General features: G+C 59.4%; 24 protein-coding genes and 4 pseudogenes. 14 read left to right on the top strand and 14 right to left on the bottom strand.

Annotation, left to right across the window (positions count from 1 at the left end):
* Window positions 1-1,253: 1,253 nt before the first annotated feature.
* Window positions 1,254-2,307: pseudogene (locus BG61_RS30875) on the top strand (purine-cytosine permease family protein); the annotation flags it as partial.
* Window positions 2,308-2,328: 21 nt separating this feature from the next.
* Here BG61_RS30875 and BG61_RS30870 read toward each other — a convergent pair.
* Together BG61_RS30870 and BG61_RS30865 are read right to left on the bottom strand one after the other, a co-directional pair.
* The gene (locus BG61_RS30870; protein ID WP_035942550.1) at window positions 2,329-3,258 is read right to left on the bottom strand and encodes an acyltransferase family protein; all 930 of its coding nucleotides are present in this window, start codon (window positions 3,256-3,258) and stop codon (window positions 2,329-2,331) included.
* Between the two features lie 41 nt (window positions 3,259-3,299).
* A complete protein-coding gene (locus tag BG61_RS30865) occupies window positions 3,300-3,482 on the bottom strand; it encodes a hypothetical protein (protein WP_152565252.1) in 183 nt (60 codons plus the stop codon).
* Window positions 3,483-3,820: 338 nt separating this feature from the next.
* Between BG61_RS30865 and BG61_RS30860 the strand changes: the two are divergent.
* Window positions 3,821-5,509 (top strand): annotated as a pseudogene (locus tag BG61_RS30860) (NHL repeat-containing protein); the annotation flags it as partial.
* 634 nt (window positions 5,510-6,143) lie between these two features.
* Here BG61_RS30860 and BG61_RS40510 read toward each other — a convergent pair.
* Window positions 6,144-6,344 (bottom strand): annotated as a pseudogene (locus BG61_RS40510) (ATP-binding protein); the annotation flags it as partial.
* Between the two features lie 91 nt (window positions 6,345-6,435).
* Window positions 6,436-6,696, bottom strand: a complete 261-nt coding sequence (locus BG61_RS30855; protein ID WP_035942548.1) for a hypothetical protein — start codon at window positions 6,694-6,696, stop codon at window positions 6,436-6,438.
* A gap of 262 nt (window positions 6,697-6,958) precedes the next feature.
* On the opposite strand from BG61_RS30855, the gene BG61_RS30850 reads away from it, so the two are divergent.
* Together BG61_RS30850 and BG61_RS30845 are read left to right on the top strand one after the other, a co-directional pair.
* Window positions 6,959-8,563, top strand: coding sequence for an EAL domain-containing protein (locus BG61_RS30850; protein WP_051672902.1), 1,605 nt, complete (start codon window positions 6,959-6,961; stop codon window positions 8,561-8,563).
* A gap of 752 nt (window positions 8,564-9,315) precedes the next feature.
* On the top strand, window positions 9,316-10,362 hold the full coding sequence (locus BG61_RS30845; protein WP_035942547.1) for a hypothetical protein: 1,047 nt from the start codon (window positions 9,316-9,318) through the stop codon (window positions 10,360-10,362).
* Between the two features lie 32 nt (window positions 10,363-10,394).
* Here the strand turns inward: BG61_RS30845 and BG61_RS42280 are convergent, their stop codons facing one another.
* Entirely contained in the window at window positions 10,395-10,748 is a 354-nt protein-coding gene (locus BG61_RS42280) for a hypothetical protein (protein WP_152565251.1), read from the bottom strand.
* A 22-nt stretch (window positions 10,749-10,770) separates the two neighbouring features.
* Entirely contained in the window at window positions 10,771-10,947 is a 177-nt protein-coding gene (locus BG61_RS43010) for a hypothetical protein (protein ID WP_161783718.1), read from the bottom strand.
* Window positions 10,948-11,162: 215 nt separating this feature from the next.
* Between BG61_RS43010 and BG61_RS30840 the strand changes: the two genes are divergently transcribed.
* Window positions 11,163-12,791 carry a GNAT family N-acetyltransferase gene (locus tag BG61_RS30840; protein ID WP_081868231.1) on the top strand — a complete coding sequence of 543 codons (1,629 nt, stop codon included), beginning with the start codon at window positions 11,163-11,165 and terminating at the stop codon, window positions 12,789-12,791.
* A 307-nt stretch (window positions 12,792-13,098) separates the two neighbouring features.
* Here BG61_RS30840 and BG61_RS42275 read toward each other — a convergent pair whose 3' ends face one another.
* From BG61_RS42275 to BG61_RS45075, 4 genes are all read right to left on the bottom strand, one after another.
* Entirely contained in the window at window positions 13,099-13,641 is a 543-nt protein-coding gene (locus BG61_RS42275; protein ID WP_152565250.1) for a hypothetical protein, read from the bottom strand.
* A gap of 3 nt (window positions 13,642-13,644) precedes the next feature.
* Window positions 13,645-14,460: a tetratricopeptide repeat protein gene (locus tag BG61_RS30830; RefSeq protein ID WP_233469246.1), complete on the bottom strand. Its 816-nt coding sequence runs from the start codon at window positions 14,458-14,460 to the stop codon at window positions 13,645-13,647.
* Between the two features lie 26 nt (window positions 14,461-14,486).
* Complete coding sequence (gene ku, locus BG61_RS30825) at window positions 14,487-15,416, bottom strand: non-homologous end joining protein Ku (protein WP_035942543.1); 930 nt, start codon at window positions 15,414-15,416, stop codon at window positions 14,487-14,489.
* A gap of 85 nt (window positions 15,417-15,501) precedes the next feature.
* Window positions 15,502-15,906, bottom strand: a complete 405-nt coding sequence (locus BG61_RS45075; protein WP_420912402.1) for a response regulator — start codon at window positions 15,904-15,906, stop codon at window positions 15,502-15,504.
* A 164-nt stretch (window positions 15,907-16,070) separates the two neighbouring features.
* On the opposite strand from BG61_RS45075, the gene BG61_RS30815 reads away from it, so the two are divergent.
* Entirely contained in the window at window positions 16,071-16,778 is a 708-nt protein-coding gene (locus BG61_RS30815) for an SOS response-associated peptidase (protein ID WP_035942542.1), read from the top strand.
* Window positions 16,779-16,922: 144 nt separating this feature from the next.
* Here the strand turns inward: BG61_RS30815 and BG61_RS30810 are convergent, their stop codons facing one another.
* Entirely contained in the window at window positions 16,923-17,123 is a 201-nt protein-coding gene (locus BG61_RS30810; protein ID WP_035942541.1) for a YqaE/Pmp3 family membrane protein, read from the bottom strand.
* Window positions 17,124-17,475: 352 nt separating this feature from the next.
* Between BG61_RS30810 and BG61_RS30805 the strand changes: the two genes are divergently transcribed.
* From BG61_RS30805 to BG61_RS30785, 4 genes are all read left to right on the top strand, one after another.
* Window positions 17,476-17,694, top strand: a complete 219-nt coding sequence (locus BG61_RS30805) for a ribbon-helix-helix protein, CopG family (protein WP_035942554.1) — start codon at window positions 17,476-17,478, stop codon at window positions 17,692-17,694.
* Entirely contained in the window at window positions 17,688-18,053 is a 366-nt protein-coding gene (locus BG61_RS30800; RefSeq protein WP_035942540.1) for a type II toxin-antitoxin system VapC family toxin, read from the top strand. The genes BG61_RS30805 and BG61_RS30800 overlap by 7 nt, the downstream gene beginning before the upstream one ends.
* A 316-nt stretch (window positions 18,054-18,369) precedes the next feature.
* Entirely contained in the window at window positions 18,370-18,669 is a 300-nt protein-coding gene (locus tag BG61_RS30790) for a DUF2471 family protein (RefSeq protein WP_233469247.1), read from the top strand.
* Between the two features lie 6 nt (window positions 18,670-18,675).
* Window positions 18,676-18,996: a hypothetical protein gene (locus BG61_RS30785; protein ID WP_035942538.1), complete on the top strand. Its 321-nt coding sequence runs from the start codon at window positions 18,676-18,678 to the stop codon at window positions 18,994-18,996.
* A gap of 1,110 nt (window positions 18,997-20,106) precedes the next feature.
* On the opposite strand, the gene BG61_RS42270 is transcribed toward BG61_RS30785, so the two are convergent.
* Window positions 20,107-20,289, bottom strand: coding sequence for a hypothetical protein (locus BG61_RS42270; protein WP_152565249.1), 183 nt, complete (start codon window positions 20,287-20,289; stop codon window positions 20,107-20,109).
* The gene (locus tag BG61_RS30775; RefSeq protein ID WP_035942536.1) at window positions 20,286-21,227 is read right to left on the bottom strand and encodes a hypothetical protein; all 942 of its coding nucleotides are present in this window, start codon (window positions 21,225-21,227) and stop codon (window positions 20,286-20,288) included. Before BG61_RS30775 ends, BG61_RS42270 begins: the two co-directional genes overlap by 4 nt.
* A gap of 412 nt (window positions 21,228-21,639) precedes the next feature.
* On the opposite strand from BG61_RS30775, the gene BG61_RS40505 reads away from it, so the two are divergent.
* Both BG61_RS40505 and BG61_RS41435 read left to right on the top strand, forming a co-directional pair.
* Window positions 21,640-21,924, top strand: a complete 285-nt coding sequence (locus BG61_RS40505; RefSeq protein WP_075584256.1) for an isochorismatase family protein — start codon at window positions 21,640-21,642, stop codon at window positions 21,922-21,924.
* A 25-nt stretch (window positions 21,925-21,949) separates the two neighbouring features.
* Window positions 21,950-22,055: pseudogene (locus tag BG61_RS41435) on the top strand (CGNR zinc finger domain-containing protein); the annotation flags it as partial.
* 10 nt (window positions 22,056-22,065) lie between these two features.
* Here BG61_RS41435 and BG61_RS30770 read toward each other — a convergent pair.
* A complete protein-coding gene (locus BG61_RS30770) occupies window positions 22,066-23,052 on the bottom strand; it encodes a GlxA family transcriptional regulator (RefSeq protein ID WP_035942535.1) in 987 nt (328 codons plus the stop codon).
* 146 nt (window positions 23,053-23,198) lie between these two features.
* Here BG61_RS30770 and BG61_RS30765 point away from each other — a divergent pair, with 146 nt between their 5' ends.
* Together BG61_RS30765 and budC are read left to right on the top strand one after the other, a co-directional pair.
* Complete coding sequence (locus tag BG61_RS30765) at window positions 23,199-23,840, top strand: HD domain-containing protein (protein ID WP_035942534.1); 642 nt, start codon at window positions 23,199-23,201, stop codon at window positions 23,838-23,840.
* A 415-nt stretch (window positions 23,841-24,255) separates the two neighbouring features.
* Window positions 24,256-25,230, top strand: coding sequence for a meso-2,3-butanediol dehydrogenase (budC, locus tag BG61_RS30760; RefSeq protein ID WP_338152275.1), 975 nt, complete (start codon window positions 24,256-24,258; stop codon window positions 25,228-25,230).
* The last annotated feature ends 623 nt before the right edge of the window (window positions 25,231-25,853 follow it).

The following is a 25,853-nucleotide window of genomic DNA, read 5'->3' as shown; positions in this document are numbered from 1 at the left end:
TCTATCCGTCGAACCGGGTCAACCTCAAAACAATGTAGAGATCGTTGAGTGCCGTCACGATTTCTGTTGGGCTTGCGACGCAAGTCTCGGTGCAGGTCGAGGGCGGGTGCATCATCAGCATGCCTTCGATTTCGTCGTCAGGGGAGAGACCGCCGTCGGGTCACACGTTCCCGACGGCGTCGAAGGGTTCGATGAGGAATGTGTGGCACGGGCCGCTCCAGCGGCGCGGTGTGAGTTCGAAATCAGGCCGCGGTGCCTGCGAGGTGCCGGGTGAGGTGATGCACATGTGGGACGCGGCTAGAAGCACTTGAGGCAGGTGTGTTGCCGAGTTCCGCGTCGGCAATACGACCGCGGCAATTGCTGGACAACGAAAGCTGCGTTGTGCACAGCGGCGCATTGCTCAAAGACTTCCCGTCGGCTGGCAGTTCTGCGCTGAGGCACCGCATTCTGCGGCGGTGCGCCCGAGCAAGTCCAGGAGAGTGGATAAGCGTTGTCGATCGTGAACCGACAGACTAGAACGTCCCAATAGGCACTCGATCTGCGATGTCCAATAGTCGCGACGGATAAGCCGCGGGCGGTTAACCAAAGCGTTTAGCGCCTTCTCCAGTTGTCCTATTTCGGATTTCACCATATTCACGTTCGTCTCCTTTATCGATCCGCTGAAAGCCCTGCATGTCATGAGCTGCCTGACTTGCTCACTCAATAACCCGTTCGAAATACGTTAACGACTTTTCCAACACCGCCGAGCCTGCGAGCGGTCAAATACTCTCGCCGGCCACCACAAAGCGCTGCGCAGAGCGCGACTGATACTTGTTCAGAACAGGTGATACGGATCGTTGAATGACGTATCAAATCGGCCACAATTTTCGCGCAAACGTTAGCTCTGACGCGACCAAAGGATCCGTTTCCGTTAGTAAGTAGTCTGTATGCGATTACGGCAGCGACTCAAATTTCTTTACTAGTAAAAACCCGCAGTACGTATTGCAATGATTGACTGAAAGCGCGCCGAACCCTGGCGGATAAGGAGTGCTGGTCGCGATATGAAATTGTCGCCGGCAAAGAGCCGCGCCGGGTCCTTCTCCGATCGACCGTCAACGGCCGGGCCAATAAGCGACCTTCGCTGGCGACCGGGTTTGGACATTCCAGGCGACGGATGGACCCTGGAAGCGGGCGTTGAAAATCGCGGAGATGGAGGTCGCTTCATCGGCCGAGACGCTCCAATCGGCATTTGCGATCGAACGGCATGGACAGCGGGGCTCGCGGCGATGTCGTCGCTGCGGCCGACGCTCGGCGTGCGCGGCGCCTCGATGCAGGCCGTGCTGAACGCGCGATCCAACTCGTAGGGTAGGACGCGTTCGAAGTGATCGTGATGCGCGATTCCGCGGACGCTCGCTAAACATGCCTTCTGCATCTCGATGCCGCTGATCTGGGCCGTGATCTTCGGCGTACTCGCGACGCTGCTCGCGATCAGCGGTCCGCCGTCGTTCGTAAGGCGCTTTCCGTGCCCGTGGGGGATCTGGCTGCTGCTTGCGGGCGCAGGCTGAGCTCACGTGGGCGGTGCTGGCGAACACGACATCGGCGTGCTGCTGCACCGCCCCGGCACCGGCGAGATGTCATCCGGCGTCGCGATCGATCTGGGGGTGCCGATGCCGTTGTCGTGGCCGCCGCTAATCGCCGGCTTCACGCGTTTCGGCCGGCGCGCCGGCGAGACGTTACGCGGCACGCTGCTCGGCTACGGCAATGCGAACGTGTGGTTCTACGCTCCGCGCGGTGTACGGGCTCGCTGCGGGCGGCGGCGACGCGCTGTTCACCACCGCGCTCGCGCAAGCGGGGGGCGGCCTCGCGCTGCTGCTGGTGCTGATCGACGAAACCGACAACGCGTTCGCCGACGTCCACTCGGCCGCCGTCTCGACCGGCACGTTCTGGACCCCCTCGAGCTGCTGCTACTGTCAGCCGCGTACGGCGTGCTGGGCACGGCGATTGCGCTCGCCGTGCCGATGGCGCAGTACCAGAACTTCCCGCTGCCGATCGGCTCGGTATTCGCGCCACTGTTCGGCGTCGTGCGAGTCAATCACGTCATCGTCAGAAAGCGCCGCATCGATGCCGCGGCGCTCACCGACTGGCAGGGCCGCTTTGGCTGCTCGGCGGGCGGCACGTGAGCGCGTTTATCGCGTGGGCGATCGGCATCGCCGCGTATCAGGCAATCAATCAGGGCTGCCGAATCTGGGCGCGACGTCACCCGCACGAGCGATCGGCGCGTTGTGTTATCTCGCGCTTGTCTCGACCCGCAGGCAGGCGCTCGCATAGCCGCGCGCGGCCGGCGCGCGATCAGAACGGCTGGTTCGCGCGCTGCACAGCGGCGGTTCTGCCCCGGTGCAGCGTCAGGAACTGGCCGAGCATCATCGCGGGCCGCTCGATCGCGAAGTGCACGACCGTCGCGACCGGGATGACGAGAAGCGCGGCAGTCACGATGGTGCGCCACATCGAATCGGCCGAAGGTATCAGGTGGACCACCGTCAGCAGCACGACCGCGTGCGTCAAATAGAGGCTATACGAGATCATGCCGAGGAACGCGATCGGCCGCAGCGCGAGCACCGACGCAAAACGCGCGGACACGAGCGAGGTACTGATGAGGCCGGCCGTGCCCGCCGCGACGAGCCAGTCGAATACGCACTGCCCGAGCGCGCTCATCGTGATCGAGAGCACCGAGCGCGACGTGAAGTACAGCACGACCGATATCGCAAACACGATGCGCGTGCGTCCATCCTTCATCAGCCACTGACGCCACGACGCGCGGTGAATCGCGAGCGTCGAGCCGACGATGAACATGCTCAGGTAGTGCAGCGTCATCGGCCAGTCGCCTTCGAAGTTCGCGCTTAACGGTTCGCCGCCTTCAGTCCCAAGTAACACGAACGACAGCCCCGACATCGCGAGCGCGGCCAGCAGCGCCGTGCGCGCGGACACCGGCGCCACTAGAAACACGACCAGCGGCATGATCAGCGAGATGGGCGCCTCGTAAATCAGCGACCAGATGACCGGAACCATCTGATAGGCTTTGAATTGGCCGATAAAAATCAAATGATCGACGATTTCGGTGCCGGTAAATGGCCCGCTCCAGATCTGATTAAACCAGCCGCCTGCCCAATTTACCGATTGCACCGAAATCGCATCGACGATCGAAAAAGTTACGACAAGTACGGCGAGATAGGGCAGGTAAATTCGGCAGATGCGCTTGATCAGGTAATCGTGATATGGCACTTGTCGGCTCGACCGCAATTGCAACGCGAGCACAAACCCGCTCAGTACAAAAAGAAGATGACTGCTTCATGCCCCAACGCCGTCACCCTTAACGGCGATTTCATGATCCAGAATAATGGACCGAGCAGCACGAAATGGTTGACAACCACCATCAGCGCTGCGATGCCGCGTAACGCATCGAGCTGCTGGTAATGCTGGTTGTTCAAAACGCTGGTCTCTTTCATTCGAAAATCCCCGCGGCGTCGAGCAATCAATAAGTAGGCGAAAGGGTTCACAAAAACGGCGCCGCTCTTCAACGCCATTAGAACAAGGTTTTAATTGTTCAGAGGAAAGATGTGAAGTGCTGAATAATTTTCTAACAATTCTGTTTTATTTATGTTTTTGAAGACGGCGGTTACGACCGGACGGCCCGGATATCGCTCGCACTGAGCAAAACGGGGTCAATGCAGGCAGGCGGCACGGATGGCCGATGTGCGCTGCGTTTCACCACTTTGGCGCGGCGTGAGCGCTGAATATTTTTGAATTACTTCCGCTCTATGTCGTGACGGATTTCCCGCGTATGGGCTTCCTGATGGTGAACGACGTACCGGGCGACGCGAGCGCGGAAATCACCGGCCTCGCCGCCAGCGATTCGACGCTTTATGTCGCGAATCCCGCGCGCGGCCGGATCGAGGTCTACGACGCGCAATCGCAGCTGCGCAAGTCGACCTGGCCGGCGCACGATGCTGCGCACCTCGCGCTCGAGCGCGACGGCACGCTGTGGGTGCTGACCGACGCGCGCAGCGGCACACCGCACCTCGCGCACTACACGGCGAGCGGCCAGCACCTCGATGACACGTTGCCGCTGCCGGACGACACGGTCGCGACCGACGTCGCCGTCGATGCCCAGGGACGCGTGCTGATCGCCGATAACGGGCCGCGCCAGCAGGTGCTGATCTTCAGCAAGAGGAACGGGCGCTATCAGGCATGCGGCACGCTCGGCGAGCGCGGCGGGATCTTCTCGGGCGCCGCGGGCCGGGCGGGTCCGCGGCGCTTCAACGGACTGACCGGCGTCGGCGCCGACGCGCACGGCAACGTCTATGTCGCGAGCAACGGGCTCGGGCCGCGTTACGACGCACCGGGCGAGACGTTCGGCGCGTCGCTCGAGAGCTATGCGCCCAACGGCCGGCAGCGCTGGCAGGTGCAAGGTTTGCTATTCGTCGACGGCGCGTGGGTCGATCCGGCGCGACCCGACAGCGTCTATACCGGCAACAAGCGCTTCGAGCTCGATCTGTCGAAGCCGGCCGGGCAGCAATGGAAGTACGTCGGCTTCCTGTCGAACCGCTTCAGGTATCCGCAGGACCCGGTCTTCTATACGGACCGCTGGCCGCCGGGCCTGCCGATCGCACGCCGCCTGAAAGGCCGCACGTTTCTGTTCCTGACGGACATGTACGCGGACCACCTGGCGATCTATCGCTTCGATGCCGCGCATGACGGCGAAACGGCGATTCCCGCAGGCTTCATCGCGGGCGACGAGCGCGCGGTCGCGAAAGTGCCGAATGCGCCGCCCGATGGCGACTGGATCTGGCGCGACGCGAACGGCAACGGCCGCTTCGAAGCCGCCGAATTCAGCGTGAATTCGACGGGCAACCTGCTCGCCCACGGCTGGGGCTGGTGGGTCGATAGCAACGGCGACGTCTGGCGTGCGCGCAACGGCCAAGGCATTTATCGCTTGCGCTTCGGCGGGCTGGATCGGAGCGGCAACCCGATCTACCGCTACGCGGACATGACCGCGTATCCGGTGCCGCCACCGTTCAGCGACGTGCGCCGCGCGATCTACGAACCCGCAACCGATTCGCTGTATGTGACCGGCTATACGCCGCAGGCGGGCGTCGATGCGCGCTACTGGAAGGAAGCGGGGCGCGTGCTCGCACGCTACGACAAGTGGTCGACCGGCAAGCCCGTGCAGCGCTATACGATCGCGCTGCCGTGGCAGACGGGGACGCAGCCGGGCGCGACGGTGATCGGCGTGACGGTCGAGGGCGCGTATGTGTTCGCCGTCGAGCCGGTGGGCATCGTGCACGTATACGACAAGGCGAGCGGCAGCGAAGTCGGCGTGATCAAGCCGGGGCCCGAGGTCGGCCGCACGTCGGGCTTCGTCGATGTCGCGAATGGCGTGAGCGCGGTTCGGCGCAGCAACGGCGAATACCTGGTGTTCGTCGAAGAGGATGCGCGCGGTAAGGTGATGATGTATCGATGGAAGCCGGTGTGAAGCCGGACGTTTCCTATCGCATCGCAGTAGTTGCTCCTTGAGCACGCAACTCCCCTCATCTTTCACTCATCACTACCACAGGCGTGCCGCCGCAGGGCGCTACGAAAGGCGCACCTACGCCTCCCGGAAAGTCAACGACTTGCAAGTAGGCGCGCCACAAGAGCCGTCGAGCGGTGTCGCGACCGCTTTGCGCCAGTCGTCTTTTATGCCTGAGCCGGTAACAGCCTTCTCTTGATTCAGCCCGCGCGCGTTCTTCGGAACACGCAGGATTTTTTGGGGGCATTAAGGCTTCCAACGATAAACAACTATGCCAGGAGCCGTTGTAGTTGTCCTTCGTAACCACGTCCTCTCCGGTCGATCGAAGGTGCGACCGAAGGCGGTTTTCTGGCCGTGCACGGAAGACCGGCTTAACGGCTATCTGCCACAGGAGTTGAGGGTCAGCGTCGCCGCTGCGCTGGCGCGCAAGCGCGTCCCGGTACTGTGTCAACGGCACTCCGGAATTGATACAGTTTTCGCGGCATCGGCACTTCAGATTTACTACACCAACTTGTAGTGTTATTGCGGTGCCGGCCGCTCTCAGCCGGTGGCGTTCTCCCTTGTTGTGGACGATCTTTTCGCGACCAATCCGGCTCGCCCTTTTCTCTCGTAGCCGGTAGCTCTCCCCCTGAATTGCCACGACGTGAGCGTGGTGCAATAGCCGATCGAGCATCGCAGCAGTGAGCGTCGCATCATCAGCGAACGTCTGGTCCCATTGCCCGAACGGCAGGTTGCTCGTGACGATCAGGCTGCCGCGCTCGTATCGTTTGGCGATCACCTGAAAGAAGAGATTGGCCTGCTATCGAATAGCGAGCCCGCGCGAATCGTGATCGTCATGGGTGCCTCCGATGAATTAGCGGAAGATGCTCAATGGAAGGTCCGTTTCGGGCTCAGGCCTGTCCGCGCCTGATGAGCTCGTCGCGATAGCGTTTCTTCAACTGCTTGACCATCGACTCCACCAACTCATTGCCCTGAAAAGGCGCCGCCTTCTGGTCGATGGACGTTTCCACCTGCCGGATGGCCGCCTGCACACTGTCCTGATCGCCCGGCACGACGGTGACGTGGGCAAGTTCCCCGCCCAGCGATTTAAAGACGCGGGACGCTTCTTGAAGTTGCCGCGTCAGCTTGTTCAGTCCGTCGGTTTCGAGCATTCTTCCGTCCTCGTATGGGTGGCAAGAAGGAGAATTATCATACGAAAGAAGCTCGCGGACTATCGTCATTGCGGCGGGCTAGACCTGCGCTGTCGCATTTGCACCAAATCAGGGTTTACTTCGTTTAAGTAAACGCTCACGATGCCGATATGCAATAAATGCTATGCCAGTTTTCGCGATAAGGTAACTATTACTCTGTGCCATTTCGCGTATCGGGGTATCAGTGTGCCCTCCAAGCCACGCGAAATGAGGCGTCAATTTCATGGTTCAAAAGCACAGCCTTCACTGGACGAAACGATTGCCGCTCGCCTTCGTGTTGCCGGGGATGTTGGCGGTTATTGCAGCGGTCACGTGCGCGCACTGGGCTGTCGGGGTGGCGGTCCAGCAACGGGAACGAGCGGTGGCCAGAGACATTGTGCGCCCGGTCACCAGCATGCTCGACAGCCTGCTCGCCCGGGGCGCGCAGGCGTTGCCGCTCGTAGGAGAGCCGTGCGATCAGGCGCTACCTCGGCTACGAGCCGTGAGCCTATCCCTTCCTTATGTGCGGGCCGTGGTCCTCGTCAAAGGCGGCCGCCTGTACTGCTCGTCCACGCACGGTTTGATCGAAAAGCCGCTAGCCGCGTACCTCAAGCCGTCCACGCAAGCCCAACAACTCGGGCTGTTGCCGCAAACACCGTATCGGGCAAACGTGCCGGTTCTGGTGATGTTCGATCGCAGTGGGGACGGTAACGGCCTGCTCTACTTGATCGATCAGGTGTATCTGGCCAACATGCTGTCGCAAGGAAGCTTGGGCAGGAGCAGCCAGTCAAGTCTCGCCGTGGAAGGCTCCGGCGTCATCACCGAAGCCAACGGTTTTGAGCCGCTTTCCAGCAGCGCCTCGCTCGGCGCACTAGGAACGGGCGTGCAGTCGCCCAGCTGGCCCCTGACGGTGATCACCATGGCCAATCCAAGTTGGGTGCTCGGCACCACTGTCGGATTCGATCTGGTTGCGCTTTTGCTGAGCATGGCAGTTCTTGTCGCGGGGTGGCAGTTTCAAGGCGTAGCACAGCGCTGTCGGCTGGTGCGTGCCGCAGCGCGGGCGCTGCGGCGCAACGAGTTCTATCTCGTCTATCAGCCGGTGATCGATATCGCATCACGCCAATGGGTCGGCGTCGAAGCGTTGCTGCGCTGGGACCATCCTCGCTGGGGTCGCCAAGGGCCCGCCGCCTTCATGGAAGTGATCGAAAACAGCGCGTTGATCGGGCCGGTGTCGCTCTTCGTTCTCAGGACCGCGCTGACAGAAGTCACGTCGATCGGCGCACCGGCGTCGTGGCACGTCGCCGTCAATGTTGCGCCCCGCCATGTGCATCAAGAAAACTTCGCCGCCGAGATGGTTTCCGAGCTTGCCGCCATTCCCGCGCGTCCGCAGGTCGTTCTCGAAATTATCGAGCGTGGACAGCTACGAAGCAATGAAAGCGTTTGCAAGGCCTTCTCGACATTGCGCGCCAACGGAGTGAAGTTCGCCATCGACGACTTCGGTAGCGAGCATAGCAATGTCGACCTGTTGCGTCGGTTGCGTTTCGACTTCGTCAAGATTGACCGGCAGTTCGTCGCCAGCGGCGCACAACAGGATATCCAGTTAGTCCGAGGCATTGCGTCGTTTGCACGCCACCTCGATACGGAAGTGATCGCCGAAGGGGTGGAAACGGACGCGCACCACGGCGCGTTAGCGCGAGCAGGCGTACGGCTCGGCCAGGGCTATCTCTATCAACGCCCTTCGCGCATCGCCGAGCTGGCCAGGTTATGGAGTTCGTCGAACAAAAAACCGCCGCCGGCCGTGCACCCGCCCGTATCCCCAGTGGGCGATGCGGCGATGCTTGTTGCGTAGAATGGGTTGATCCTCACCGCTGATAACGCTGCGGTGTTGGTCGAACACTTACCAAAGCTTTCAGTCATAAGACCGGCTCGTCAAAGACGCGGGTGCCGCTGCTGCATCGCAGGCAGATGCGGAACTGCCCGACGCAATGGCCGCCGACGGAGAGGCCCGTTGACCACTGGCGGGGAATTAGCGGCTGTCGGTGTAGAGAACATTTTCGAGGACCAAGGACAGCGAAACGCTCGGACGTTGATGGGCATCCTCGGCGCGAGCGCTATCCGGCCGTAAGTCACGAGGATCGGGGTCATAGTCATCGCATGGGGCGCAGTCGGCCAGTAAGAGACGTTCGCCAGTCAGCGGATGATGACCGCTTGCCAACGGACTTCAGGCGTCGGTCGAATCTCAGGATGTTTCCGGAAGCCGAATCAAATCAAAAAAACAACTACCTGCAGAGCGACGAGGTGAAGCGGGCTCGGCAGATGAGTCAGGAATTCGCCGCGCTCTGACCGGGAGCGCCTGGCAGTTTCCGGTCTCTGACGCCCCCCTTTTCTAACCATGCCTGTGCGATTGTCTCTTTCGGCTGAAGCATTCCACCGGCGGACGCTCAGGCGCACGGCGATGCCGCAACGGGCGCAAAAAAAATGCGTCGTTTGAGCTAAAGCCCCGCAAGGTTTTTGTCGATATCTTTCTGTGAGTATTGCGCTTTCGTTGCTCAGCGGCGCGACAGAATATCCCGAATACATAATCACGCCTGGCACACGCAAATGTCCTCACCGATCAGCAGCATCACCGACGCCCGGTTACCGGGCTTGCAGAGTATTTCGCCTACGTCCGTCAGCGCCGGGCGGAAATCCAGTCAATCGGCAGGGCTGGAGATCGGCCAAGCTGATATCGGCCAAATGCAGGAAGTGCAGAAAATGCTTCAGGCGATTGCTCTGCCGGTCGCGACGGCCAACATCAGCCAGTTTGAGGCTGCCTTAGGGCAGATCGTGCAAACTGCAACCACTGTCGATCCAGCGACCGGGCACCGAGAGATGACGGCCACCGCTGACCGCGAACTGAGCGGTGCGCTTCAAAACTTGCTTGTGGAAAGCGGTTTTCCGGCGCAGCAAGCCCAAGCAGTCAGTGCGAATTTTGGCGAACAACTGGCAAAAGGCGGTTCTATCAGCCTGAATGCAAGCTTCGCCGTGACCTCTGCCGAATCGTCGACGGTAATCGGTTTCTCTAAAGCCTTTATCGGCAATATTGCCGTATCGGCCGGTTATGGGACGACGCTGTCGGCGTCGTCGTCGATAGTCAATGCACGTGCAGGTTCGGTGTCGATAACATTTGATCCCGATAGCGGTGCGTTGTCGGTTTCGCTCGAAAACCAGTGGCTGTCCGCGTCCTCGGCGGTTATCTATGCTGCAACCCCCGGCGCGCTTGCTACTTCCCTCCCACCAGGCAATACGGCAACAGTCGGGCCGGACCAGAATCCTGACGGCACTAACGACGACGGAGGTAGCCGTCTGCGCGGGCTGATCGCCGGACTTGGGCACCCGACGCTACACGGCGTAAGTACGGCACTCGATTTGCTGCGCCTTGCGGCCAGTGCCGCGCAAACGGAAAACGCGGCGAAGGATGCCGGTGCGAAGCCCGGAGATCGGGTGCCGAATCGGAATCATGCCACGCCCGCCACCCTAACGGTGGGTTTCACGCAGCCCCTGTCGATCGCGAGCCACGGTGTAAATGGCGATCTCGCGACGCTATTCAAGCGACCCGACGGCAGTACCGGTGTCGTTTCGTTCGGCCCGGTAAACGTCGAGGCTTGAACAAGGGGACAACTGCAAGCTCTCAAAATACTTCACCGACGACGCCATGGAAAATCAACGAGTTGGTGGTCTTCCCTGATATGCGTAAATGCTGAAACGGGTCGGACCGACAATGAAAATCGATAGGCATATCCAGAAAACGTGAAGCCTTTGTCGTTTTCAGCAAAGTGCAGGTTTGCCATGGTCCATGGCTGGAACCCTTTAAGCCGGTAGCGCCAGCTTTTTTCTGTGGTTAGCATCAGTTGACGCGATTGCCCTAACAGGTTGCTGAAATACCTTCCGAGAGGGGTTCGCAGAAAATTGCCGACCTCATAGGAAGTCCTGCAAGCCGCTCGCGCGACGGGGAGCCACTGGTCGCGGCGGTCGAGCATGCCGAGAGCGGTCAATGAGCCGAGTGCTTGCCGACACCTACCTGAGCAGCTTTCTGCCTACCCACCAGATCCCCAGGGCGACGGGAAGCATCAACCACGGACCCATCCCGCCATATTCCTTGTAGGCAGGCAGGCCGATGACCATCCACAGGATCATGATTTGGATCCCGCTGAATACATTGTCCCAAACGTCCTTATCGTCGTCTTTTTTCATCGTGGTCCCACCTGTAGTTGGGGCGGCCCTAGCCTACCGCGTCTCCGCCCCAAGATATGCGCTGCACCACGCATTTAGTCCCGGACTGCTAGTAGACAAGTATAAGCTTGCGATTTATATTCTGCGTGCCGATGCCAACCTGTTATTAATAATATTATAAGCTGCTTAATCTATGTGCGCGCCAAGCCCAACCCCTATCGGGAGCGAATTTAATCATGAAAAGAACGATCGTCATTTCCAGTGATGAAAATGCCTTCAATCTGATCTCTGAACCTGTTTTTTTACATCAGTGGCGTGACCTGTGCGAAGCATGCTCGTGGGGGACTGTGTTTCAATCCTCGGACTACGTCAAGGCTTGGTATGAAACATTTCGTGAACGATTTATTCCTGTTATTTTAAGCATGGCAGGTTCAAAGGGCCAACTCCGTGGACTCTTTACGCTTGCAATCAGCAGATCAACGGGACAGCTGGTCTACGCCGGCGATATATATGCCGAATATCAGGTTTGGCTTGCGCGCGAAGACGCGAATGATGCTTTCATCTCTGAAGTTTTGGATTTGCTTCGAGAAAAGTGGCCCCGAAAGGTTCTGGTATTGAAATACCTTCCTCCGAGGACGGACCTGGGACCGATCGAAAAGTCAAACTGGATCAAAAACATTTGTTTTTTTAGACCGTCTTCTCGACCCTTGATAGGCCTGGATGCGCAACAACGCGTCGATCAGTCACTGAAATCCAAACAAGTCAAGCTTAACCGACTTAAGAGGATGGGAGCGGTCACATTCATAGAAATCAAATGCGATGAATTCGCGGAGATCTTTGAACATGCGTGGCCTCTGTACGAGTTCCGACAGATTAAACAATATGGTTCAAGTCCTTTTCTAAGGGACGCCGATCTGAAAAGGCTTTGGGTTGCGGTGGCGAAACATTCGGACGCGCTGCACATGTCCGTCCTGAAGGTCGATGAAACGATTGTTGCCTGGTTCCTCGGCCTTCAAGGAAACGGATACTTACACCTGCTTTCGATGGGTTATTCTCCGTTTTACTCACGTCATAGTCCTGCAATGCTGCATATGCTGATGCTGGCAAAGAGGCTGATCCAGGAACGACGCGTCTTCGACCTTACGCCGGGCGGCTCCATATATAAGGACCAACTGGCGACCGCGCATGAAAAAACCCTTACCCTATACTTTATCCCGAGTCTAAGGTCTGCGATTGAATCCCAACAAACGCGCGATCTAGCTGGAAGAGCTGTAAAACGGCTGGTAAGGGTTGCGGTCAAGAACCCTTCACGTGCTCTGGCGGCGGCACTTGGCAGGAGACGAGGCGAGGCGGCCGATCCCGACAATCCGCGTCCCCGCGAACACGAGATCCGCTTTCGTCTTCACAAGCTCAACACGGCGGATTGTGCAAGGCATGATGAACGGTTAGACGCAGTTAGAAAGAATAAGATCGCCGATCTCATACGATATGAGTCGACGCATGCGCAATCACTTCGCGATTTTGTCAGCGAAGCATGGCACTTTATCGATCAAGGAGCGGACGTTTATACCCTCATGCGAAAAGACCGTCTAGCTGCCAGCTGCTGGATAGTTTCTGGAGAGAGGACGGCTTCTGCCGAGTTAGCGAATTCCGGGGTGCCCGCGGGCACGGCGCTTTTAGTCGGCTTTTACGTTCATGCCGATGAGGATGGGGAAAAAATCCTAATTATGTTTATTGAAAAATGGAGGAATGAGATCGCACCCGTTCTAAAAACGACTGAGCTAAATATTGGCATACCCGAAACCGACGCCTTTCGAAGCATCCATGTTTCCGGCGAAAGCGCGCCGCAAATGCCAGTCACCTAAGTAATGAGGCGAAAAACAGGCCTCAAACCGTCGAACAAGAAGCTGGATTCGCGTTTAAATTTCGCAATGCAAAAAAGTTGCGGCCGTAGCCGCGCCCAGCAAGGAACGTTGTTTCTCGAGGGTGTATTTCCGCAGCCTGCTAAAGAACTCAGAGGGCACTGATTGACCACTAATCGGCCGTTCGTCACAACGTTTCGACTGGCTGTGTTGGGTCGACTTCCGCCGATCGCACGGATGTTTCGCCATCGACGCGGTGGGTCGCCTTTTTCCCGTTCGCCGCCGCTTGGCGCGACAACAGACGCGAGTTTCATTGATTGTTTCGGGTGCGCGGCCTGCGTTCGGCGTGATCGGAACGATCAGAGCGCCGTACAGGAATGCGGCCGCCGGTGAAGCCGCTGTGCTCATTCCAACGGACGACATCGGCTTCGTCGACCGAATGGAACTCGATGGCAGCTTCAACCGATACGACAGTCCCGATCTGACTGGCGATGTCTTGCGGCACGTCACCGCCAGCAGCGAGTACAGCCTTGCCGGTAACTTCCCAAACTTTCGGCTCGCCGTGGCATTCGAAACGCAGACGGAAGCCCGTCTCAGAGAGGGGTTCGTCGAGAGCGGCGTCGTCGGCGTACACGAGATCGACTGAGGAATCAGGGTCGAACGAGCCAGTCCAGAGCGTCGCAATGTCGAGCCGGTCAGTGCCTAGAAGTTGTTGTGCGCGGTCGAAGCCGTCTCTGACCTTCGTGACGGTTCGCGACAGCGGGTCAATGAGGTACGAAACGAACACGATCGTCTCCTCAGAAGGATGGATTTTGGCGCTCGAGCTTCGACGCATGGCGATGCCCGAACTCACAGGCTACTGCTTTTTCTGTAAAGTGCGGTACCGGTTGAAGTGGCGGATCGCTCTGGTGGCCTCGCCAAGCTCCTCGTGGATACGCGCGGCGTTGAAGTGAGCGTCGGCAAAGTCATCCGATAGCGCGATGCATGCCTGATAGGAGGAGAGGGCGTCCCTCAGACGGTTGCTGTCCTCCAGGACAACGCCAATGTTGAAGTGCAGGACTGGATCGTCCGGACGATGCTCCAATGCCGCCCGATACACTGCGATCGCATCGTCGTAGCGCTCGGCATCAACGAGAATGCAGCCCAAATTCAGCGACGCGTCGGTATAGCCCGGCGCTTGCGCTAGTGCGTCGCGATACGCAGATTCCGCACCCACCAAATCAGTCGCCTCCAACGCTTCGGCCCGGTAGAACATATCCACCGCTGTGCTCTGTGCGCGTCGCTCGCGAGCCGACGGTGGCTCGTGGAATGATGCAACCGTGCCGCAGGCAGGCTTCGGCTCGAAATCGATGAGAAGTTGCCCCGACTCGGCGTCCCATTGGCGGCTATGTGCGTCCCTGACCGTTATGTTGTTGCCCACCGCAGCGATCCGCAGGCTTGTGAGCGACCCTTCCTTGACCCAGCTTGTCCGAAGATGGTCCAGCGCCCGGACGATCTTGCGGGGAGAAACGCCGGCAGTGCGCAACGAATGGGCGGCGCGAAGGATGACGACATCCTGGAAGCTGAAACGGCGTTCGCGCCGTTCTCCGGTCTTCGGCGAGACAAAGCCGGCCGCGATCAGCCGTTCAACAACCGTGCGCGATACTCCGAGCATGCGCTGCAGCTCGCGCAAGCTGTATCCCTCACCCTTTCGCATGGTCACTTTTTGGATGCCGTCCGGCGGGCGGGGGCGGGCGTCGCCTCTTGAATTGCTGCCCGCCGCACGCCGCGACGGGGCTTGGCGGGTGGGGCTTCCGGTTCCTTCGCTTTCGTCGCCGGAGCGGCTGCTGCCTGCGTGCGGGCGGACGAAGGCGCCTTTTTCTTCAGGCTCGCACGCAGAGCTTCAACGAGGTCGATGACCTCTGCGCCCGTCTGTTGTACATCGGGCGCTGCGGTGATCTTGTTTCCAGCGACCTTCTGGTCGATTGCAGCGAGGACTCGTTCCTTCTCCTCGTCCTCATATGCGGCCGAATCGTAGCCCTCTACCCGGTACTGCTCGATGAGCTGCTCCGCGAGCTGAAGTTCCGACGGCTGGAGCGATGGCTTCTCAATATGGAGATCTTCTTGCGATCGAACCTCGTCAGCATAGAGGAGCTGCTGCATGATGAGCCCGTCGCGGCCTGCACGGACCTGGACCATGTGCTGCTTGCCGCGCGAGACCCATTTGGCAAGTGCGCAGGTTCCCGTTTCCCGCATCGCCTCGTGGAGCAACTGGTACGGTTTGGCGCCGCGCTTGTCGGGGCCAAGGAAGTACGCCTTGTCCATGTAGATCGGGTCGATCGCTTCGGTAGGCATGAACGAAACGATATCGATGGTGTGGCTGGCGCTGGCTTCAAGTGCTTCAAGTTCAGAAGGTTCGAAGAGAACGTACTTGTCTTTCTCGAATTCGTAGCCCTTCACCATGTCGGAGCGCTCGACCACCTGGTTATGCGTCGGGCAGATGTACTGCTGGCGCACCCGCGTACCGCAATCCTTGTGCATTAGATTGAAGCCCACGCCGGACTTGCTTTCGGTCGCGGTAAAGAGCTTCACCGGCACGGCAACAAGTCCAAAGCTAAGCGTCAACGAAGCGATCGAGCGAGGAGCCATGACAGTTCCTGTGAATAGTAGGAAGGGGATGATTCACGCATACGGCACGGCAAGCCAATCTGCGGCCAGCTGCCCGCCGTGCGTCTCACGGTCCATCGTTAACCGGCGCCGCGGGCTTTTGAAAGTCTAGATCCAGTCCAGCTTTGCCCCAAGTTTCGAGAGCGTGTCTTAACGCGGGCCACGTAATCGGCTTGTGCAGGTATCCGTCGAACGACGGAAAATCGTCGCCTCGCAGATCTGTTCGGCCGGTTATTGCGATCATGCAGGCATCCTGGGAGGCGCCAGCGGAGCGCAGCCGCTCGCAAGTTTGTCGGCCATCTCCGTCGGGCAATCCCACGTCGCACAAGATTACGTCGAAGCTGCGAGTCGTTGCATACTGCATCGCAGTCTTGCAGTCATAGGCTACAACGACCGTGTGGCCTATTTCTGTTGCGAGCGCGGCCAAACTGTCTGCTGAATCACGGGCATCATCCACGACTAGGATCTGCATAGAGCCCCCGACAACCGCAACTACGGGCACGCGGCGCGTGCGCATACGGGAAAAGCAAGCAAAATGCCAGCTTATGAGATTCATGCACGCTGCGGGGTTGACCGTGTCAGTCGCCGTCGCGATGTAAATCGTCCCTGTATCATCTTCCCGCAGGAGGTATTTCAATGTGCACCAGCTACGAGGCAAATCCGGCGGATCGCTTTGTCACGTTCAGTCTTTTCCCGAGACCCGATTTCGACCACAAGCGCGAGATCTACAAAGACTATCCGGCGCCGATTTTTCGGAAGGTCGAAGAGCAATACACGACAGACGCCGCGACCTTCGGCCTCGTTCCGCGGCAGCACATTCCGCCCGGCGTGAAGGTGTTCGACACGATGAACGCGCGATCGGAATCGATGGGAGAGAAACGCAGTTTCCGGAGCGCGTGGAACGGATTGCAACTGGCACTCGTTCTCTGTTCTGCGTTCTTCGAGCCGAATTACGAGAGCGGGAAGGCAGTACGTTGGCGCATCGGGATGGCGAACGGCGAGCCACTGGCAATCGCGGGCCTCTGGCGGTCGTGGAAGGAGGCTGACGGTGGTGAGGCCTTGTCTTTCTCGATGCTCACAGTCAACGCGGCCTACCACCCGCTCATGAATCGTTTCCACCGGCCGGGATCTGAGAAGCGTTCGGTGGTGATCCTGCCACCTGATGAGTACGAGTCGTGGCTGTCCTGCCGCAGCACCGATGAAGCCCGCTCGTTCCTGCGGCTGTACGCGGCCGAGGCGATGCGCGCTGAGGCGTACCCACTGCCGCCGCGCACGGCTAAGCCGAAAGCATCGCCTGGAGTCGACATTGCCCAAGCATCGCTGCTTGCGGACGACGGTGGCTGAACGCCACCGGCGTTGGAGTTCCTCTGTGTCCCTCACGGAGAGCAAGGGCCAACCAAACGCCGCCAGCCCCAAGGTTCGTCGTTGGCCGACGACCGGCACGTAGGCCAGGTCGACGGCGATTGACCTCGCGAGGGACTTCTACGATTAGCCTGAGGCTCGTGCGCCGAGCGCGCGCTCGATCTTCTTGTCGGTCTTGTACTGGCTCAGCGCATAGACCGACCAGATTGCAGCAGGGATCCAACCGATTATCGTGATTTGAAGCAGAAAGCAGATGATGCCGGCGATGGGGCGTCCGATCGTGAAGAACTGGAGCCACGGGATAATGATGGCGAGAAACAGGCGCATAGAGTTCCTTTGAGTTGCGACAAGGTTGTTATAACGGCACGTCCGCACGGAACTTGAACCTTCGCGGTTTGAATCCGGTGAACCAGATTTGCCAGCCGTCTTGTGGCGCAAGGCCACTCACTCGACACCGTCAATTGCTGCTGGGCCACGCGCATCCGGATCACGTTTCGCCATATCTGGAAGTGACCGCTCGCGAGCGATCGGAAGCAGCCGCCTCGTTCGAGGACGGATTTGACTAAAGCGGAAGTCCCCAAATGCCGTTAATTTCAGTGAGAGGCAATACCCGCAAAAACCAGTTGCCGCGAAGCCGCGAATGATATACGATATGTATATCATGAAAGCGGAGGCGGAAATGAGTCGAATTCTGATAGACCTGCCTGATGCGCAGGTCGAAGAGTTGGCGGTCCTTGTGGAGGCAGAGCAACGCCCCCGCGCCGCTGTTATCCGCGACGCGATCGAGGCCTATATCGCGCAACACAAGCGAGCGCTTGGGGCTGACGTTTTCGGGTTGTGGAAAGGCAAGAAAGTCGATGGCCTGGAATACCAACAGGAGCTGCGCTCAGAATGGTAAGGGCGCTTTTCGACACGAACGTTCTAATCGACTATCTCAACGGCGTTGGTGCAGCGAAGAAAGAACTCGCGCGCTATGAGAATCGTGCGATTAGCACGATCACCTGGATGGAGGTTCTTGTTGGCACGACGCCAGCAGATGAGGCGGCTATTCGCGCATGGCTTAGTTCGTTTGACGTGATTGCGCTCGACTCTGCCATCGCAAATCGGGCGGTAGAGATTCGCAAGCAGAGGCGGATTCGACTGCCCGATGCGATTGTATGGGCCTCGGCACAGGTAAATTCGATGCTGTTGGTTTCACGCAATACAAAGGATTTTCCCGCGGACGACCCCGGTGTGCGTGTCCCATACAAGATTTAGAGGAACAGCTCATGAAGATTTCTGAACTGGAAGCTTGGCTTGAACGAGAGCCTCGTACGGCGATATCGACAATCGCCTGCATGACCGCGCCATTCCATGACGGCGAGTGTAGTTACCATCGGGTACGCCGATAGGAAAAGTCTCGCATTTTCGAGCACGTCGGCACTTCGCTGTTTGACGCTACGGACGGCATTGATGTAGTAAAGAAAGCACGATTTGCCATAATCGGAAAAGCCCATCGCGGCCTGATCCAGACCAAGGAAGAAGGAAAACGCGAAGGTCGCATCAAACGCGCTCGCGTGCATCGAAGATAGGGATGGTTGAAATGGAGACGTTATTTGCTGCCGATGCGGCTGTGCGGCAAGCAGTACCCGCGGTTGTGCTTCGGCACAGGTCTGCCGGTGTACTGACTTGGGCGCTGCTGCATGCCATTGAGGCTGAGGTCCTCGCCGAAGTGGCGGCCACAGGAAAGCACAGCAGACGGATTCTTGACATGATCCGCGCTCCCGCGGCGCTGGACTATCCGAGCGACGGAAGCCCGGCATCGTTCGAAGGGCATGATTTCGTGCCGATCGTTTTCGGTGTAATCGAGGAAGAGTGGCGTCGTGTCAACTAGGAGAGCATGTTGAAAACCTCTTCGATCGTTGTTGTCGCATTGACAGCTGCGGTGATAGCGGCCCCGCTGGCAATCCATGCCGTTGCGAACTACGAACGTACGGTGGCGGAAAAGCGGTTTGCCGAATTGTCCGTGCAGCAAGACAACGCGCCGGTTACGCACAGGAAGTACGCCATGAACGGAGTTACACGGTACGAGACGTGTGCAAAGGGCTGGTGCACGGAATCTGCGTATCGTGGGGACGTGGACCAGTTCAACGGCCCGATCGAAGCGCGGGGCGGCAGCGTACCGGTCTTCGACGCAAGGGCATGGCAAAGCCGCCGTTGACGACGCCAGGTAGCCACGGAAAGTACGTAAAATGTGGGGAACGCGGGAACCGTAAACGGAGCAGCACGAAAAGATGAAAGCAAAGTATCTCGTCACGATTGGCGTCGGCGGTCTTGCGGTTTTGGCGTGGGCACTGATTGATCCCCGCACTTCAATTCGTTCTGGGCTATCGCCGCGATCGGTGGCGGCGCGGTGACGACCGCAATGGTCTTCATAGACAGCAAGGCCGACGTCTAATCACAAACCGAAAGCAGAGAAAAAAGAACAACGAACGGAAACTCAAATATCGGCGCCGCGGCGTCTAATTCCGCGTCTCTTGCGCAGCGCATCGCCTTTGGTAACCCTATACGTGATGTATCAGATAGTCCCGTTTCTACAAGGCGAATCTAGCTCACCGGGGGCTCATGCGCTCGACTCCATAGCTCGAGTGCTCGTTAGGGCATTCGAGTGGCTTACGCGCGACGCTGGCAGCTACGAAACGGCCGATGATGATTTGAGGCGGGCGCTCGGCACGGGTTTGTACTATTTTTTGGGCGTAGCAGCATGCGGAACGCTCGCAGCAACGGTTCGTCTAGGATTTATCGCAGCAGGTCGCTTCGTTGAAATGGGCCCACGACAATTCTTCCCGGAAGCTGGGAACGCGATTCGTGCTTTCCTATCGGGACGGAGGGCTCTGTAAATTTGTGGCCGCGATTCCCATCCGTGGACAATATGATGCGAGACGAAGCTGATAAGTATCTCAGCAAGCTGATTCCGAGCGGCAACCTGGCGTCCCGGCGTCGTGCCTACTGGTGGTCGGTATCGTACTGGGTTGCCGCCGGTCTCATACTTGCCTCAGTGTGCTTGGGCGCAGTGTCCTACTTCGGCACGAGTTGGGTCTTCGCCGGAGTTGTGAGCGCCACTGTCATGGCCGGATTCTTGTCGGTTACATGGCCGGATTACCCCACTGCGGAGGACGTTGAGCGCGATCGCGGGTTCCGGCGCTCACAGGGCTTACCTGGCGAGAGCAATGACGCCCGACATTGACGCGAAGGATCGCGTCTAGCCGGCAACACGCCGACTACAAGCGTCTTGCTGGCCACGTATTCACGTATTCAGTTGCAACACGGCTTATCGCCATCGGCGAACGAGCGGCCTGACGCGCCACCAGATCCCGTCGAGGCTCGATGCGGTCGCGAGTTCACATCGTCGGGCTCCGCGTTTGACCATAAAGCTGCCGTCCGACGTGAAGCCCATGTTCTTCAACGCTTCGGTCGTGTATTGCTTTTTGAGAGTTGCGTAGATGCGGGTCATGACGGCCGGGCGTCACTGGCGCGACCGGTAGGGGATGGTGCCGAGATGCATTTGAAGTCGATTTTGTCGCCCCTCAGGACCTCCATGGCGGTGCGGTCAACGCGCACAAGTACGTCGCGGCTTGCGTTCGCCTCGTCGAAGAGACGCACGTAGGAGCTGTTCCCCACGCCGTACCACACGGCGCGTACAGCACGCGTTCCCCACATCGCCGTACCGGGCAACTTGCAGAAGCTGACCTTAACGCCGCTGGCGTCAGCGATTGCCGCAAGCTCGTCGTGTTCAGCGCTGGAAAACAGCAGCATCTGACCGGGTGCGGACCGCACGCCGAGATTGACCATCGCCAGATTGAGGAGCGCCGGCCGAGTCGCAACCAACGCACCGAACACGGCCATGGCGCAGATGCTTACTGTGAACCGGACGTCGCGGCGCTGCGCCTGCGCGGGAACGATCAGAAAAATGATCGACGCGAAAGCGCCAACGGTGGCGAAGAACATCAGAGTCGCCTGCATCCGGCCATCGGGCGTCTGATCTCGCACAAAAATCAGCAGATAGGCGAAGGGAAGGGCGACGAAGAACGACATCAACATCATCGATCCGCTATCGACAAACCGGTGCAATCGTGATGCAGGTGGCAAGCCGCGTCCGGCAAGACGATGGTTGCGGACTACAACGATGAGTTTCAACAACCACAAGGCCGCAAACGCTCCACAACCCACTCCAATGAGCGCGATGCACGCAAATGAGAAGGAGGCAGACGCGAGGAAAAAGGCGTCGCCGAGAGAAAGCCCCTCGGGCATGATGCTCTCGAAGTAACAGTAGGCCACGAGCACAAGCCCGCCCAACGCAATAACTACTTTCCAGGCGAGTGCGAGATATGACTCGATCGCGTCGGTGAGGGTCTTGAACACGTCGACGGGTACTTTGTTGTTTGTTTGCATATGACTCGTTGAAGGGTTGATAGCGCGGACGCAACCTTCAGTTGCGTCACTGGTCAGCGTATCAAGAACGTGGCCATGCCAAGGACGGTTGGCTTGCTCAAGAAGCGGGAATTCGAGAGCGGCGTGACGTCGGTTCGCTCGGCGGCGGGAAAAGCGCGGCTCGAATCGCATGTTCGTCAGGTTTTGCCTTCGACTGAAACGGGACTGTCCTGATGTCGACACTCGCAAGATAGGCGTCACGCGTCGCGTCCTTTTTTGCGTTGTGGGTTCGGTCGTTGATGGACTTCTGCCCTACGCTCACCGATCAATGGCGAATCGCTCCGTTGGGTCAATGTCGGACCGCGTTCGGCCACAAGCGGTCCGTCAGTGAGGAAAACGCGAAGTCCGCAATGATATTCGTACCGGCCGTTCAATGCCCTGCCGCGCCTTTGCAAACATCAATTCCATTACGCAATCCAATCCAACGTGGATCTCTCGAAGCACGATCTTGATTGGCCTGCTTGCGAACAGCTGCCTTGAAGCGACCGGCCGCATCGGGATAGGACTTGGCTATCACGTAGCTCTCGTTCGGGATGCGACCTCTGCACGCTCAGATGAAGCACTTCACGCTGCGATGAATATTGATGGCCTCACTTACGCCCATAAAGTATCGACAACCAGGGAATTGATCGCTGCCATCACAAGCAATGCGACATGAAAGACCTTGTTTTCACCGCGAGCCTGACCGTACGCGATCGCATCGGCGCCGCTGGTGCAGCATGGCGCTTTGCGGCAACCGGGCACGAGGTGGCGGCCTATCGCAAGCGCAAGGGCGACGCGTCGCCGTAAGACTGCGGTTTCACTGAACCGGCATCGCATGTCGCTTGCGATAGTCGGCCGGCGTCACGCCCATCACGCGCATGAATGCGCGGCGCAGCGTATCGACGCTTGAGAAGCCGCATTCGGCGGCCACCTGCTTGGGCGCAAGGTCCCGGTTCTCGAGCAGTTCACGCGCGACGGTCACGCGCGCCGCTTCCACCCAGCTCGCGGGCGTCACGCCCACCTCTTCCCGGAACAGCCGCGTCAGGTGACGCGCGCTCACGCCCATGCGCAATGCCAGGCTCGGCACATCATGCTGCTGCCCCGGATGCGCCGCAACCCAACGTTGCAGTTCCTGCAGGGCCGATCGGTTGGCCGCGGCAGGGACCGCGCGGCGGCTGAACTGCCCCTGCCCGCCGGGGCGCTTGAAGTACATCACGAGCTGACTGGCAACCTTGAGCGCGACGTCCCTGCCCAGGTCTTCCTCGACCAGCGCCAGCGCGAGATCCAGCCCGGTGGTCACGCCGGCTGCCGTGCGCACTTTGCCATCGCGCACAAGGATAGCGTCGGCGTCGACGGTCACCGCGGGAAACGACGACCCCAGCCGATCCGCCACGGCCCAGTGCGTGGTCACTCGCCGGCCATTGAGCAGGCCGGCCTCGGCCAGCAGGAAAGCGCCGCGGCACACCGAGCCATAACGGCTCGTGCGCGGGGCCATCCGGCGAAGCCAGTCGAGCAGCATCGGTTCCGCCGGCGCGTCGCCGGCGTGCGGCGCGCCCGCCACCAGCATCGTATGCAGGCGTGGCAGCGCGGTGACCCGGCGATCGTCCTCGATGGTGAGATCCGGTAGCAGCCGCGCGCCCGACGAGGCACGAATCGCACCGCGCGTTACGCCGACGACCTGCAGCCGATAGGCCTCGACACCGGACTGGATATTGGCCTCTGCAAATACATCGAGCGGACCCGAGACGTCCAGCAACTGAACGCCTTGGATCGCCACGAGCACAATGATTCGGGGTGAAGACATATCGTTTTCCTATCCTGTTTCCGGGGTCGCCCCCGGGGGAGCTGTTCGACATCAAGACATTGTCTTATTTCGTCGTATCGTGATCATTGCGGACATACTAACCGGACTTTTATACTCTGGACAACCCCCTCGACAAGGAGTCAGTCATGAGTATCAGCGTAGGCGGCATCGCCATTCCCGACAGCAAACTTGCCCGCGAGATCACCGATCTCGTGCGCGATACGGAGTCCGATCTGCTGTTCCACCATTCGAGTCGCGTCTATTACTGGGCAGCACTGGCCGGACAGCGCCGTGGCCTGAAGTTCGATTCGGAGCTTCTTTATGCGGGCGCCATGTTCCATGACATGGGCCTGACCGTGGAACACGGCAGTCCGGACAAGCGCTTTGAAGTGGACGGCGCCAATGCGGCCGCCGATTTCCTGCGCAGCCGCGGCATTCCGGAACACGACGTGGAGCGCGTGTGGATCGCCATTGCGCTGCACGCCACACCGGGTGTGCCCGAGTTCATGCACCCGGTGATCGCGCTGGTCACGGCCGGTGTGGAAATGGATGTGCTGGGCATCAAGTACGACGAATACAGCGACAAGGAACGCGAGGTGGTGGTGCACGCGCACCCGCGTACCGAGCACGCCAAGGAAGACCTCCTTCAGGCGTTCTACAACGGCGTCAAGCACAAGCCCGACACGGCGTTTGCCAATGTGATGGGCGATGTGATTGCTGACAAGGAACCGCATTTCCATCGCGGCAACTTCTGCAGCGTGGTCCGCTGCTCGCACTGGAAGGGTTGATTAGGTGCGGCGGTGGGGCGTCTGCCGCTCGCTGGCGAATCGTGACAACCAGCGTGGCGCGGCTGACCGGTTTCTCCAGCACGAGATCGATACCGGCGGCACGGCAATGCTCGCGCTGGGTCAGAGTGGCGGTGCCGGAAATGGCCAGGATCGGCATGCGCGGACCATCATCGGGTTCCGCAGTGCGGATGGCCCGCGCGGGCTTTGTCACGTTCACGGAAGCTTTAGCTTGCCTGAACGCACGCAGATCTTCCTGTCCTACTGCCTTCCGAGTGTTCGCCTCAACAGGTGACGCGTTGCCCCACAAATCGCCAACGTGACAAGGCCGTGTGGGGTGGTGCGTTAGTTCAACGCAGTGACATGCAGTTGCGATGCTCAGCTGCAAAAGACCCAGTCCTTCGGCGAGGTATCTTCGGTGCCAGGCAACACTCAACCCGCATGGAACGCGGTGCAGCACCCAGCAAGGATATGGAATTTACTTTCCGTTGACTACCCGCGACATGGTGTTGATCGAAGATTTGCAAGAACTGCTTGCCGCAAGACGGAATTCCGACATGCTCCGAAGTGTTCTTTTTCCCGTCTAGATAGAGGCAAACACAACGGAGTGTTCGAAATGGAAGAAAAGCGTTTTGCAGAAAAAGTGGTGATCGTCACGGGTGCGGGCACTGGCATTGGTGCCGCAACAGCGCGCCGTTTCGCCCATGAGGGCGCGTCGGTGGTGCTGGCCGGCCGCACTGAGGCAAAGCTCCAGCATGTCGCGGATGGCCTAGGTGCCGCAGCTCAAAGTCTCGTTCACGTGTGCGACATGACGGTGCGCGTGGACGTCGAGCGCCTCGTCGAGGCTGCGCTTGCACGTTTCGAACGCATTGACGTGGTGGTCAACAATGCCGGCATCGGCGCGCTGCGCGGCCTGCTCGACGTGACCGACGAGCACTGGCACAGCACGCTGAACACTAATCTGAGCGGTCCGTTCTATCTCACGCGTGCCGCGCTCCCTCATCTGATGAAGACAAAAGGCTCGGTCATCAACGTTTCATCGGTGTGCGGCCAGGGCGCCGATCCGGGCTTCAACGCATACAACGCATCGAAGGGCGGCCTTAGCAATTTCACGCGCAGTCTTGCGCTGGAACTCGGCAAGCACGGCGTGCGCGTAAATGCGGTCAGCCCCGGCATGACGTTTACCGAAATGAATATGCCATTCTTCGAGCAGCAACCTGCCATGCAGCAGGCGTTCGAAAGCCGCATTCCGATGGGGCGCGGCGCGCAGCCTCACGAAGTAGCCGCCGTTATCGCGTTTTTGGCGAGCGACGACGCTAGCTTCGTGAACGGTGTCGACCTGCCGGTGGACGGCGGCGGAAGTGCGTCGTCCGGTCAGCCGCTTTTCATGTAGTCGTGCCCCCCCTGTAAAGGGCGCAAGAGTGCCGCTGCGCTCATTTGCACCGCGCCTCACGACGCAACGTGTCAGCCGCCCGCCGCACGACACAGTCGTTTGTTGACGTCTCCGTCACGCCGCCCGCTCGCCAACGGCGGCTTTCGGAGAGGTGCAAAGACCACTATGGGTCCGATACCGAACAGATACTAAATCGACAGTCTCCGGCTCATGCCGGGTGACTTCGTTCAGGTGAAGTACAGGCTCGCCCCCTTCCCGGTTCACGCCATGAGGTATTGCCGCAGATACGCGCCGTGCGGCTCTCGTTGTCGCGTGCGACTTCAGTCGACCTGCCTCTCGACCCGATGGTACCGCCAGCAGACGGTGGGCTCGCGTTAGCGCGAGGTACAGCAGCCGCTTGTCCTCTTCGATAATCGTGCGAACAGAAGCCGCGAAATGCGCAGATGGCCAGGGATCTCTTGATGTCTCATGGTTCTCCGCGGCCACTCTTTGATGAGGCAAGATGCTTCACCGTGGCAATACGCTATGGATGCGTGTCATGGAGCTAAGCTCATCTCCCGATTGGCGTCACGAGTCGACGGCAGATTGGAAATTTCGTGGGGATTTTGGGGAAGTCGATGAAG

The sequence above is a fragment of the Caballeronia glathei genome (assembly GCF_000698595.1).
Classification (GTDB): domain Bacteria; phylum Pseudomonadota; class Gammaproteobacteria; order Burkholderiales; family Burkholderiaceae; genus Caballeronia; species Caballeronia glathei.
This window is presented reverse-complemented; position numbering and strand designations above follow the sequence as displayed.